Raw genomic sequence first — 12,571 nt, forward strand, 5'->3', positions numbered from 1 at the left:
GCTGATGGCCCTGAGCCGGCTCGTGCTGTGGCGGCACGGTGAGACCGACTACAACGCGACAGGTCGTCTGCAGGGTCATCTGGACTCGGCGCTCACCGAGACCGGCGTGAACCAGGCGCGCTTCGCCGTGCCGGTGCTCGCGGGGTTCGAACCGGAGGTCGTCGTGGCCTCCGACCTGCAACGCGCGCGTGAGACCGCGAAGGTGTTCACCACGTCCGCGGACGTGCCGTTGCGGATCGACGAACGGCTGCGCGAGACCCACCTGGGCAAGTGGCAGGGCCTCAACCTGGCCGAGGTCGAGCAGGAGTGGCCGGGTGCCGTCACCCTGTGGCGCACCGATCCGACGTACACGCCGCCCGACGGCGAGTCCCGGGTCGAGGTCGCCGAGCGGGCGATCCAGCTCGTGCACGAGGTCGACGAGGAGTTCTCCGAGACCGTGCTGCTGTGCGCGCACGGCGGCCTGATCAGCGCGTTGACCGGGCGGCTGCTCGGGCTGCCGGTGGAGAACTGGTCGCAGCTCGGCGGCATCTCGAACTGCCACTGGACCGTGTTCACCCGGCGCAACGACCGGTGGCGGCTGACGTCGTACAACGCGGGCACCACGCGTTGAGACTGCTGGTCCTCGGCGACTCGCTGTCGTTCTTCGGGCCGTCCGGACCGCTGCCCGCCGACCACCCGAGACTGTGGCACAACATCTGCGCCGCCGAGCTCGGTGGCGCGGCGGAGCTGGCGGCCGGGTTCGGGTGGACGGCCAGGGACGCCTGGTGGGCGTTGACCGGGGACCCGCGCATCTGGTCGTTGCTGCCCCGGACCGACGTGCTGGTGTTCGCGGTGGGGAGCATGGACACGCTGCCCTCGCCGTTGCCGACGTATCTGCGCGAGGGGCTGCGTTACGTGCGGCCAGACTGGCTGCGGCGTTGGGTGCGTGCGCGCTATCAGGACGTGCAGCCACGTCTGGCGCCGTACACGCGTGCGTCGCTGCCGCCTGCGCTGACTGCTCGATACCTGCGGGACATGCTGCAGTCCGTGCGCAATCTGCAGTACACAATGCCGGCGGTCGGGATCGTGCCGTCCGTGCATCGGGCGCCCACGTACGCGTACGCGCATCAGGGGCACGCGGCTGCGGTGGCGGCTGTGCGCGGATGGGCCGCAGGTGCGGGGGTGCCGTTGCTCGACCTGCCCGCCGTGATCGGGGACCACGTGCGCTCCGGTGCCGGGAACCCCGACGGGATGCACTGGGGCTGGGAAGGGCATGAGCTCGTGGGCAAGGCGATGGCCGCTCTCATCTCCTCCGTGGCGATGAGCACCTCGGAGGAGTGAGCACCGTAGGCTCGTCGCTCGTGCGCATCTCCATCGTCACCGACTCCACGGCTTACCTGCCCGAGGGGTTCGCGAAGCGCCATTCGATCACCGTGGTGCCGTTGCACGTGGCGGTGGACGGTGCCGGACGCCTCGACGGCGTCGACTTCGGTCCGTCCGAGCTGGCCACGGCACTGGGCGAGCACCGCAGGGTGACCACCTCGCGTCCGACACCCGGCGAGATGGCCGACGTGTACCGGGAGGTGCTGTCGTCGTCTGACGCGGTCGTGTCGGTGCACCTGTCCCGTGAGCTGTCCGGGACGTGGGAGGCCGCACGGCTGGCGGCCGAGGAGATCAACCCGTCCCGCATCCGCGTGGTCGACTCGCGCTCGACGGGCATGGGGCTCGGGTTCTCGGTCTTGCGCGCGTGCGCGGCCGTTGCCGCCGGGAGCTCGCACGCCGAGGTGGAGGAAGCCGCGACCTCCGCTGCTCAGCAGACCCGGATGTTCTTCTGCCTGGAGACGCTGGACCACCTGCGCCGGGGCGGGCGGATCGGCACGGCGGCGGCGCTGGTGGGGACCGCGCTGGCGGTGAAACCGTTGCTGCACATGGAAGACGGCCGGATCGTGCCGTTGGAGAAGGTGCGCACGATGAGCCGTGCCGTCGGCCGGCTGGTCGACCTCGCGGCGGCCGCGGCGGGCGACGGACCCGTGGGTCTGGCCGTGCACCACCTGGCCGCACCCGAACGCGCCGCGGAGCTGGCGACCCGGCTGGACGAACGCCTCCCCGGTTCGACGGGATGCGTGATCTCCGAGGTCGGCGCGGTCATCGGCGCGCACACCGGACCGGGCGTGCTGGGCGTCGTGGTGCTGCCGGGAGGACCCGACAGCATCCCACAGACCCCCGACAACTCCCCGTCCCCGAGCCACGAGTGATCGCGACCTGTCCACAACCCGCGAGTAATCCACAGCCCCGGAACTCACCCCACCTCCCCACCCGTCCCGCTCCGTAACGTCGCCCGCATGTTGCCCCGCCCCCATCCGGACGACCGCCCGAGCGAACGCCTGGCCGCCCTGGCCGAGAAGGTGCGAGCCGACCCGACCCTGGTCTTCGCGCGTTCCGAGGACTCCGACGAACACGGTCCGCCCCGCCGCCGCTTCACCCTGCCCCGCCTCCCGCGCCGAGGACTGCTGGGCCTCGGCGTAGCCGTGGCCTGCACGGTGATCGGCCTGGGCAGCTGGTGGCAGAGCCCGGCCGCCGAACAGGCACCGGCCCTCGCCCTGGTGAGCACCACGGCCCCCGCGCCCGAACTGGTCGTGAACGTCATCGGCGAGGTGACCACCCCTGGCCTGGTGACGGTCACCTCCGGCGCGAGGGTGGCCGACGCCCTCCGCCTGGCCGGCGGCCTGAAACCGGGCACGGACCTCCACGACCTGAACCTCGCCCGCAAACTGGCCGACGGCGAACAGATAGCCGTGGGCATCCCGCCCCCGGCAGCGCCCAACGCCCCGAACGCCGCCCCGGCCAAGCTGAACCTGAACGCCGCCACCGCCGCCGAGCTCGACACCCTTCCCGGCGTGGGCCCGGTGACGGCCCAGCGCATAGTCGACCACCGCACCCGCAAGGGCCCCTTCGCCTCGGTCGACGCGCTCCGCGACGTGGAAGGCATCGGCGACTCCAAACTCGCCAAGCTGGCCGACCTGCTCCACACCTGACCAGCGCCCCGTCCGTGGTCTCCCACCGCCCGCACCGAGCGGCCCGCGCCCTCGTGCTGGTCGAGCAAAGCCCGTGCCCATCGCGAGGCCCGCCCATCGCGGACGCGTTCGGTTGACCTCCAGCCCCGCCTGTGGCAGCCCGCTCAATCCCCGCCTGGCCGCCCCACTCCGGCCGCACCCCGAGTCCACGCACTTCCAGGAGTCAGCCATGCCCTCAGTCCGGATCACCCGCTACGCCAGCTCCCACCACCCCGGCACCCGCCGACGCCGCCCGGCGAGCCGCGGCCCTCAGACCTGCCCGCGATCCACCCACCCCCACACCCTCCCGCCACCTGACCGGCCCGGCCACGGCGACCTTCCCGCACACCGGAGGTCCCGGTGCCCCGCACACACCCGGTAGCCCACGACTACCGCCTGGCCCCGGCCGCGGCGGCGGTGTGGACCACAGCCGTGGCCGGCCTCTTCCTCAGCTGGCAGGCGGCCGTCCTGACAGGACTGACCGCAGGAGCGATCGGCTTCGCGGCCTGGCGCCGGGCGTGGTGGACCAGAACGTGTGCCATCGCCCTGCTGATCTCCGGACCGGTGGCGGCGGCCTGGGTGGGCGGGAACGTCCTGAGAGCCGAGACCCATCCGCTCCGCCTGGCCGCGGACGAAGGCCGCAGCTCCACGCTGACGGTGGAGGTCGACACCAGGCCCAAGGGCATTCGTGCGGAAGGGTTCGGCGGTCAGCAGGGCGGCGTCGACCACGTGATCTTCACGGCGACCACCGATGGCGCCCATCTGGTGCTGCTGGCGCCAGCGGACAAGTGGCGTGACCTCTTGCCAGGCCAACAGGTCACGGTGAAAGGCACGCTCGCCCCACCCCGCGGCGGCGACCTGGCGTCCGCGCTGCTGCGAGTCCGCGGGCCGCCGATCGACCCGCGACCACCTCCGGTCTGGCAGACCTGGGCGGACGGGCTCCGGGACGGTCTGCGTCAGGCCAGTGCCGTCCTGGACGACGAGGAGGCCGGGCTGCTTCCGGCACTCGTGGTGGGCGACACCGACCGCATGGTGCCGCGCATCGTCGACGAGTTCCGCACGGCCGGCCTCGCTCACCTGCTCGCGGTGAGCGGCGCGAACCTGGCCATCGTCTGCGGTGTGGTCTACCTGCTCCTGCGGAGGTTCGGTCCCCGTCAGGCCGCGGTCGCCGCGATGGTGGCGCTGGTCGGGTTCGTGGTCCTGGCCGGACCGGAGCCCAGCGTGCTGAGGGCCGCGGTCATGGGTGCGGTGGCGTTGCTGGCACTGGTGCTCGGACGGGAACGGTCCGCGGTGCCGAGCCTCGCGACGGCGGTGTTCGTCCTCGTGCTCGTCGATCCGGCGCTGGGCGGTGATCCGGGGTTCGCGTTGTCCGTGATCGCGACGGCGGCTCTGGTTCTGGTCGCTCCGAGGTGGGCACGGGCGCTCAAGGAACGCGGCGTGCCGAGCGGGCTGGCCGAGGCGGTCGTCATCCCGACTGCCGCGAGCCTCGCCACCGCTCCGGTGGTGGCCGGGCTGAGCGGTCAGGTGAGCCTGGTGTCGGTGGTCGCCAACCTCGTCGCGGGGCCGGTGGTCGCGCCGGCGACGGTGCTCGGGGTGGTGGCGGCGGTCGTCGCGCCGGTGTGGCCGGACGCGGCCGAGCTGCTCGTCCACGTCGCCGGGCCCGCGGTGACCTGGCTGGTCCAGGTCGGGCGGCAGGCGGCGACCGTGCCCGGTGCGGCGGTCGGCTGGCCGGAGGGCTGGGCCGGGGCGGTCGCGTTGACGGCGGTCGTGGCGGTGACGGTGTTGCTGCTGCGTTTCAAGAAGACGCGGACGTTGGTCGTCGCGGTGCTGGTCGGCGGGTTCGTGGTGCTGGTGCCGCTGAAGGTGGTGGCGCCGGACTGGCCGCCGGAGGGCTGGAAGGTCGTCAGCTGCGACGTCGGCCAGGGTGACGCGCTGGTGCTCGCCACGGACGACGCCGACCGGGCGGTCCTCGTCGACACCGGGCCTGATCCCGGTGCGGTGGACCGGTGCCTGAAGACGTTGGGGATCAAGAGGATTCCGCTGCTCGTGCTGACGCACCTGCACGCGGACCACGTCGGCGGTCTCGACGCGGTGCTCACCGGGCGTGCGGTGGGAGCCGTGGCGGTCGGGCCGCTCAAGGAGCCCGACTGGGCGTGGAGGGAGGTCAGCGCGCGGGCCCGCGCTCATGGCGTGCGGGTCGTGGAACCGAAGGCGGGGGAGCGGTTCGCCCTGCCGGGACTGGAGCTGGAGGTGCTGGGGCCGCGGCATCCGCCGGTCGCCCAGGACGCGAACACGACGGTGAACGACTACTCGCTCGTGCTCAAGGCCCACACGAGAGCGGGCCGGGTGCTGCTCACCGGTGACGTCGAACTGGCCGGCCAGGCGTCGTTGCTGGGAGAGCGGGACCTCGGCGCCGAGGTGCTCAAGGTGCCGCACCACGGGTCGCGGTACTCGCTGCCGGCGTTCCTCAAGGCCGTGCGGCCGCGGGTCGCGCTGGTGAGCGTCGGCGAGAACAACAGGTACGGGCACCCGAGTCCGCACGTGATCGACGCGCTGCGGACGGGAGGTGCGTTGGTGTTGCGCACGGACAAGGACGGCGACCTGGCGGTGTTGCCGGGGAACCGAGTCGTACGAAGGAGAAGAGATGGTCTGGGTCAGGCTGTACAACCCCCGCTACCCGATTCCCGGTGGCACGCCGGGCTTCGCGTGGGCGCTCTGGCAGGTGGGCTACTCGCCCTCGCCGTGGCCGCACGACGAGCTCAAGCCCGATTTCGGTTACTACATCTGCGAAACACTCGCCGACGGCACACGCGCCATCACGCACAAGGCGAAGACCACGCACGTGCTGCCGCCCACGAAGGCCGAGACGCCGGAGGAGGCGTACGACCTCGTGTCGGAGTTCGTGTTCGACGACGCGCTGCGGATCGCGCCGCACGTCTGGCACGACTACCACTACAACGCGCTCAAGGCGGAATCCGCGTGGCCGAAACAAGTCGCGGCGTGGCGTGCGAACGCGCTTCCGGTCGGGCCGCACGTGATGGACGGCCTGCAACGGTTCCCGCGCACCGGGTGGCTCAAGACGGACGCGATCTCCTTCTGAGGCAAGGAGATCGCGTCCGGGAGGAGGTGATGACTAGCGCAGCGCGTTGATGACGGCCTCGGCCGACGGCGGGACCGTCGCGCGCGGGCCGATCGTGTCGCCCAACGCGTCGAGGGTCTTGAGGCCGTCGCCGGTGATGAGCAGCACGGTCTCCGCGTCCGGGTCGAGCTGGCCCGACTCGATCAGCTTCTTCGCCGTCGCCACGGTCACGCCGCCAGCGGTCTCGGCGAAGATGCCCTCGGTGCGGGCGAGGAGCTTGATGCCCTCGACGACCTCTTCGTCGGTGACGTCCTCGATCGCGCCGTTGGTGCGGCGGACCGCGTCGAGCACGTACGGGCCGTCGGCCGGGGCGCCGATCGCCAGCGAGCGGGCGATGGTGTCCGGGCGGACCGGGCGGATGACGTCGTGGCCGGCCTTGAAGGCGGCGGAGATCGGGGAGCAGCCGGTGGCCTGCGCGCCGAAGACCTTGTACGGCGTGGCTTCGACCAGGTCGAGCTGGCCGAGCTCGCGGAACGCCTTGTCGACCTTGGTGAGCTGCGAGCCGGACGCGATCGGCACCACGATCTGGTCGGGCAGGCGCCAGCCGAGCTGTTCGGCGACCTCGTAGCCGAGCGTCTTCGAGCCCTCCGCGTAGTACGGGCGGACGTTGACGTTCACGAACGCCCAGTCCTCGTTCTCCGCGGCGAGTTCCTGGGCGAGGCGGTTCACGTCGTCGTAGTTGCCGTCGACGGCGATCAGGTCGCCTTCGTACACCGCGCTCATGAGGATCTTGGCGCGTTCGAGGTTGGAGGGAACGAGGACGACGGACTTCCAGCCGGCGCGGGCGGCGGCCGCGGCGACGGCGTTCGCCAGGTTGCCGGTGGAGGGGCAGGCCAGCACCTTGAAGCCGAGCTCGCGGGCGGCGGCCAGGGCCACGCCGACCACGCGGTCCTTGAACGAGTGGGTGGGGTTGCCGGTGTCGTCCTTCACCCAGATCTTGCGGACTCCCAGTGCCTTGGCGAGGTTGTGCGCCTCGACCAGGCGGGTGCCGCCGGGATCGGTGTTCGGGTGCTGTTCCACAGTGGACGGAACGGGGAGGAGGCCGCGGTAGCGCCAGATCGACCTGGGGCCGGCTTCGATGTCCTCGCGCCGGATCTTCCCGAAGTCGTAGGCCACTTCCAGCGGCCCGAAACACTCCAGACAGGCGTACTCAGGAGCGAGAGGGGTCTCGTTTCCGCATTCACGGCACAGCAGTGCGCGGGCGGGGCCGAGGTCGAACTTGGTGCTCGTGGGCACAGAGACAGCAGTCATCGCGAGGTATCTCCTCATCTTTCCCGCGAAATCGAACGGGTCGGAATTGGCACCGTGATCGTCCGCGCGCGGTGGTGCACTGCTGCGCTGACGCCGGTTGCCGGGGCTTCTTCGGGCCGGTCCCTCTGCCCCTCTGGATGAGCGGTGTTCAGTTGTGCCTACCAAACTACGGCACCGGTCCGTCGCTCAGCCACCAACGTCCACGATCCGGGACGTGGAAGGATGCGGAGTGTGAGCGCACCGGAGTCACTGCACCTCGTCATCGGCGAGGAGGAGCTGCTGGTCGAACGGGCTGTTCGGGCGGCTCTCGAGGCTGCACGGAAGGTCGATCCGAACGCGGACCTGACCCGTGTGCAGGTGACTGATCTCACCCCTCCTGAGCTGGCCGAGCTGGTCAGCCCGTCGCTGTTCGCCGAGGGGCGCGTGATCGTCCTGCAGAACGCGCAGGACATCGGCAAGGAGGTCGCCGACACGGTGCTCTCCTACACCAAGGCGCCGGCGGACGGGGTCACGCTCGTCGTCGTGCACACGGGCGGTGGTCGCAGCAAGGCGGCCAAGGACCTGCCGGGGCAGCTGAAGAAGGCGGGCGCCGGCGTCACCGAGTGCCCCAAGGTCACCAAGGCCGGTGACCGCGAGGCGTTCGTGCGCAACGAGGTGCGGCAGGCGGGCGGCAAGATCGACCCGGAGGCCGTGGCCACGCTCATCGACGCCGTGGGCACGAACCTGCGCGAGCTCGCCGCCGCGGCGTCGCAGCTCGTGTCGGACACCGACGGCAAGGTGACGGTCGAGGAGATCCGCCGCTACCACCAGGGCAAGGCCGAGGTGACCGGGTTCGCCGTGGCGGAGAAGGCCGTCGTCGGTGACCGGGCGGGCGCCATGGAGGCGTTGCGCTGGGCCATGCAGCTCGGCGTCCCGCACGTGCTCGTGGCGGACGCGCTGGCGGACGCGGTGCGCACGGTCGCGCGGGTGTCCGCGGTCGGCAGGGCAGACCCGTTCAGCCTGGCCGGTCCGCTCGGCATGCCGCCGTGGAAGATCAAGAAGGCGCAGGCCCAGTCCCGCAACTGGGACCAGTCGGGCCTCGCCGAGGCGATGCAGGTGGTCGCGGGCCTCAACGCCGACGTGAAGGGCGTGGCGGCCGACGCCGACTACGCACTGGAACGCGCCGTGCTCAAGATCGTCGCGGCGCACGGCCGTCGTTAGCGATCACCTCGGGCGCGGGATCCGATCAGGTGTCCAAGCGCCGGTGAATCGCGGTGCGACGACGCACCGGACCGAATGCGAAAGGGGCCCGCTTCCCTGAGGAAGCGGACCCCTTTGCCGAAGTTCGATGCTCTACGAGCGGAATCAGCCCTCGAGCTGGTTCGCGCGCAGCGCCATCGCCGACTTCTTGTTGGCGGCCTGGTTGGCGTGGATGACGCCCTTGGTGGCGGCCTTGTCGAGCTTGCGGGACGCGTCCTGCAGCAGCTCCAGGGCCTTCGCCTTGTCACCGGCCTCGGCAGCCTCGCGGAACTTGCGGATGGCCGTCTTGAGGGACGACTTGACCGACTTGTTGCGCAGGCGCGCCTTCTCGTTGGTCTTGATCCGCTTGAGCTGGGACTTGATGTTCGCCATGCGACATCACCCTTCGTGTCGAAACCGGAGTTCGTGACGCGCTTCGTCGGCACCGGCCAGTGCTGTTCGCCTGGACCGGCTCTCCTCCACGGCGGAGTGCCGCGCGTTCACGACGACGAAGGATATCAGGCCAGCTCACCGGGCCACGAACGTGGCCTTCCGCGGCGTCCCCGACGCCTGGTGACCATCGCGTACGGCCATCTGGTGCGGCCGCGAGCGCTCAGTCGTCGCCCGGTTCCGGGTTCTTCGGCGGGCGGCCGCGGCGAGGCATCTTCTTCGCCTCGCCGGGCAGCCGGCCCGCTTCGGCCAGTGCGCGCCGCAGCAGGAACTCGATCTGCGCGTTGGTGCTGCGCAGCTCGTCGTTCGCCCACCTGCTCAACGCGTCGTGCACGGCCGGGTCGAGCCTGAGCAGAACGCTCTTGCGATCGGCCATCAGGTGTACAGCGACCCGGTGTTCACCACGGGCTGGGTGGAGCGGTCACCGCACAGCACGACGAGCAGGTTCGACACCATCGCCGCCTTCCGTTCTTCGTCGAGCTCGACGACGTCGTGGTCGGCGAGCCGTTCCAGCGCCAGCTCGACCATGCCGACAGCTCCCTCCACGATCCGCGTGCGGGCCGCGACGACCGCGCCCGCCTGCTGTCGCTGAAGCATGGCGTGTGCGATCTCCGGCGCGTACGCGAGGTGGGTGAGCCGCGACTCGATCACCTTCACGCCGGCGGACTGCACGCGTGCCGAGATCTCGATCGCCAGCGTCTCGGTGATCTCGTCCGCGTTCTCCCGCAGCGACAGGCCTGCCTCGTCGTGGTTGTCGTACGGATAGCTCGTCGCGATGTGCCGCACGGCGGTCTCCGTCTGGATGCCGACGAACCGCACGAAGTCGTCCACCTCGAACCGGGCGCGGGCGGTGTCCTCCACCTGCCACACGACCACGGCGGCGATCTCGATCGGGTTGCCGTCCGCGTCGTTGACCTTCAGCGTCTGCGTCTCGTGGTTGCGGATCCTGGTCGAGATCTTCTGACGGGTGGTGAGCGGGTTCGCCCACCGCAGGCCGTCCGTGCGGACCGTGCCGACGTAGCGGCCGAGGAACTGCAGCACCCGCGCCTCACCGGGCGCGACGGTGAACAGCCCTCGCATCACCACCGCTCCCGCCAGGAACAGCAGGAGGCTGGTGATGATCGCCCCCACCGGCGGCACCTCGGTCTCCACGGCGGTGCTGATTCCCTCGATGATCGTCCACACCGCCACCACGAACACCCCGAAACCCACGAAGAACATCGGCAGACCGGTCAGCTCCCGCGCGTGCTTCTCACGGACGGCAGGTGCCGGCATGTGGACCGTCGTCTCGATGGATGCGCTCATCCGGACCCCCTAGCGAAGTAGTATCTAAGTGATATCACTTTTTTCGCGATGATCGCAAGTTACGCTGAGTCGCATGAGGGCGAAGAAGCAGCGTGTGGCCGCCTACGGGGTGTGCGTCAACGACGCGGAGGAGATCTTGCTGGCGCGCTGGCTCGGCCCGTCGGGCAAGCGGTGGATCCTTCCCGGCGGCGGCCTGGACCACGGCGAGCACCCGTACGACGCGGTCGTCCGCGAGTTCGAGGAGGAGACCGGGTTCGAGGTCGAGGTCCTGCGGCTGCTGGGCATCGACTCGGAGTTCCGCGAGGAGCCCGACCGCGACTACCACGCGCTGCGCATCATGTACGAGGTGCGGATCGTGGGCGGGGAGCTGCGCTACGAGGTGGACGGCACCACCGACTTCGCCCAGTGGTTCCCGCTGGCGGACGTCGGGACGCTCGAGCGCGTGCCGTCGATCGACACCGCCCTCGGCCTGTACCGGAACACCCCGCCGACGGGCATCCTGCGGTAGCTTGCGTCTACCGCCGCCAACTCGCACCCAACGGAGTTGGCGAATGATCCGATCACTGGCCGCTGTCGGCGCGGCCGCCCTGCTGTCGTCCTTCGTCGCCGCACCGGCCCACGCGGCCGTCGTCGGCGTCTCGACCACGGCCTCCCTGCAGGCCGCCATCGACACCGCCGTGCCGGGACAGCGCATCGTGCTGGCCGAGGGCGTGCACACCGCCGACCAGCCCGTCAAGATCACCAAGCCGGGCATCACCGTGGCGGCGCGCACGACCGGCGCCACGGTGTTCACCCGCGGCGGCTTCGAGCTCGGAGCCGTGCGGGGCGTGACGATCGAGGGGTTCGTGTTCAACGGGACCAGCTCGATGTCCGTCCCGGTCAAGGCGCAGGCCACGCGCATCACCCGCAACACCTACAACGGCGACAAGAACGGCGCCTCGCTCACCGTGAGCGCGAACGACGTCCAGGTCGACCTCAACACGTTCTCGAACCGCAGCAACGAGGGCGTGTACCTGCAGATCACCGGTCCGGGCAGTGAGATCGCCCAACGGACCTGGGTGCACCACAACTACTTCTACAACCACAGCTTCAGCGGTGACAACGGCGGCGAGTCGATCCGGCTCGGCTACAGCCACAAGCAGTCGAAGTCGGCGTACGCGGTGATTGAGCACAACCTGTTCGAGAAGGCGAACGGCGACCCGGAGGCCATCTCCGTGAAGTCGTCGGACAACACGGTCCGCTTCAACACGATCCGCGACAGCAAGGGCTACATCGTCCTGCGCCACGGCAACCGCACCACCGTCGAGGGCAACGTGCTGTTCGGCAGCGGCATCCGGTTCCACGGCAACGACCACAAGGTCTTCAACAACTACGTGCAGAACACCGGCGATCGCGCGATCGTGTTCGGCAAGGGCTCGGAGACCGACAGCGGCCCGGCCTCCACCTCGCACGACCGCCCGGACCGCGTGACGGTCGCGTTCAACACCCTGATCGGGACCGGCGCCGTGGTCGACACCGACACCGGCACGTACGCGCCCAAGGACTGCGTGCTCGCGAACAACATCGTCCAGGGCTCGTCGTCGAAGCTGATCGACATCATGAGCGGCTCGACCGTGAAGTACGAGGGCAACATCGTGTGGGGCGGTACCGCCGGCATCCCGTCGGGCTATCGGTCCGTCGACCCGAAGCTCGTGCGCGACGCCAACGGAATGCTGCGTCTCACGTCCGGAAGCCCGGCCATCGACACTTCGGCCGGTACCTACTCCTATGTGACGCGTGACTTCGACCCGCAGGCCCGCTTCGGCAAGCCCGATGTCGGGGCGGACGAGTACAGCCCTTCGGCTGTGCGGAAGCCGCTGACGAAGGCCGATGTCGGGGCCTCCGCGCCCTGACGAACGCGTTTGTCCTGGTGACCGCACGTGTGGCGGTCACCAGGACCCCCCGATTTGGAGATCGAAACAGGCCCGTGTAATGTTCTCCATGTCAGAGCGAAGCGGGCCGGAAATACAAACCGGAACGAGCCTGACAAAGCCGGAAGACAGAAGAGCCTCTGAGAGGCCGATTTGACACCGGCGAGGAACACCAAATAAGCTTCAGCAACACAAGCCCCGGAAGTAAGTCAGCGAAAAGCTGATGTGACTGCGGTGAGCGCGTGTTCTTTGAGAACTCAACAGCG

Annotated in this window: 12 protein-coding genes and 1 riboswitch; of the genes, 8 read left to right on the forward strand and 4 right to left on the reverse strand. The window is 70.0% G+C overall.

Annotated elements, in window-relative coordinates:
- The first annotated feature begins 4 nt into the window (after positions 1 to 4).
- From ACFWV3_RS44060 to ACFWV3_RS44080, 5 genes are all read left to right on the forward strand, one after another.
- On the forward strand, positions 5 to 610 hold the full coding sequence (locus tag ACFWV3_RS44060) for a histidine phosphatase family protein (protein ID WP_382420030.1): 606 nt from the start codon (positions 5 to 7) through the stop codon (positions 608 to 610).
- The gene (octT, locus tag ACFWV3_RS44065) at positions 607 to 1,320 is read left to right on the forward strand and encodes a diglucosylglycerate octanoyltransferase (protein WP_382420032.1); all 714 of its coding nucleotides are present in this window, start codon (positions 607 to 609) and stop codon (positions 1,318 to 1,320) included. Before ACFWV3_RS44060 ends, octT begins: the two co-directional genes overlap by 4 nt.
- Positions 1,321 to 1,340: 20 nt before the next feature.
- A complete protein-coding gene (locus ACFWV3_RS44070; protein WP_382420034.1) occupies positions 1,341 to 2,234 on the forward strand; it encodes a DegV family protein in 894 nt (297 codons plus the stop codon).
- Between the two features lie 87 nt (positions 2,235 to 2,321).
- A complete protein-coding gene (locus ACFWV3_RS44075; protein WP_382420036.1) occupies positions 2,322 to 3,014 on the forward strand; it encodes a helix-hairpin-helix domain-containing protein in 693 nt (230 codons plus the stop codon).
- A gap of 378 nt (positions 3,015 to 3,392) precedes the next feature.
- A complete protein-coding gene (locus tag ACFWV3_RS44080) occupies positions 3,393 to 6,182 on the forward strand; it encodes a DNA internalization-related competence protein ComEC/Rec2 (protein ID WP_382420038.1) in 2,790 nt (929 codons plus the stop codon).
- Here ACFWV3_RS44080 and thrC read toward each other — a convergent pair.
- Positions 6,166 to 7,422 (reverse strand): threonine synthase, encoded by a 1,257-nt coding sequence (thrC, locus tag ACFWV3_RS44085; RefSeq protein WP_382420040.1) that lies wholly within the window; start codon positions 7,420 to 7,422, stop codon positions 6,166 to 6,168. The two genes, ACFWV3_RS44080 and thrC, sit on opposite strands and share 17 nt — an antisense overlap.
- An 11-nt stretch (positions 7,423 to 7,433) precedes the next feature.
- Positions 7,434 to 7,566, reverse strand: a riboswitch (SAM riboswitch).
- A 78-nt stretch (positions 7,567 to 7,644) separates the two neighbouring features.
- Here thrC and holA point away from each other — a divergent pair.
- Positions 7,645 to 8,622, forward strand: a complete 978-nt coding sequence (holA, locus tag ACFWV3_RS44090) for a DNA polymerase III subunit delta (protein WP_382420042.1) — start codon at positions 7,645 to 7,647, stop codon at positions 8,620 to 8,622.
- A gap of 144 nt (positions 8,623 to 8,766) precedes the next feature.
- On the opposite strand, the gene rpsT is transcribed toward holA, so the two are convergent.
- The 3 genes from rpsT to ACFWV3_RS44105 all read right to left on the reverse strand — a co-directional run bounded on the left by rpsT (position 8,767) and on the right by ACFWV3_RS44105 (position 10,395).
- Positions 8,767 to 9,033: a 30S ribosomal protein S20 gene (rpsT, locus tag ACFWV3_RS44095; protein ID WP_030468084.1), complete on the reverse strand. Its 267-nt coding sequence runs from the start codon at positions 9,031 to 9,033 to the stop codon at positions 8,767 to 8,769.
- Between the two features lie 220 nt (positions 9,034 to 9,253).
- Positions 9,254 to 9,466 (reverse strand): hypothetical protein, encoded by a 213-nt coding sequence (locus ACFWV3_RS44100; RefSeq protein WP_382420044.1) that lies wholly within the window; start codon positions 9,464 to 9,466, stop codon positions 9,254 to 9,256.
- Complete coding sequence (locus ACFWV3_RS44105) at positions 9,466 to 10,395, reverse strand: SPFH domain-containing protein (protein WP_382420046.1); 930 nt, start codon at positions 10,393 to 10,395, stop codon at positions 9,466 to 9,468. Before ACFWV3_RS44105 ends, ACFWV3_RS44100 begins: the two co-directional genes overlap by 1 nt.
- Before the next feature lie 73 nt (positions 10,396 to 10,468).
- Here ACFWV3_RS44105 and ACFWV3_RS44110 point away from each other — a divergent pair, with 73 nt between their 5' ends.
- Together ACFWV3_RS44110 and ACFWV3_RS44115 are read left to right on the forward strand one after the other, a co-directional pair.
- Positions 10,469 to 10,903, forward strand: coding sequence for an NUDIX hydrolase (locus ACFWV3_RS44110; RefSeq protein WP_382420048.1), 435 nt, complete (start codon positions 10,469 to 10,471; stop codon positions 10,901 to 10,903).
- A 43-nt stretch (positions 10,904 to 10,946) separates the two neighbouring features.
- Complete coding sequence (locus ACFWV3_RS44115; RefSeq protein WP_382420050.1) at positions 10,947 to 12,287, forward strand: polysaccharide lyase 6 family protein; 1,341 nt, start codon at positions 10,947 to 10,949, stop codon at positions 12,285 to 12,287.
- Positions 12,288 to 12,571: the final 284 nt, after the last annotated feature.

Origin of the sequence: Lentzea sp. NPDC059081, assembly GCF_042738015.1 — a bacterium.
GTDB lineage: Bacteria > Actinomycetota > Actinomycetes > Mycobacteriales > Pseudonocardiaceae > Lentzea.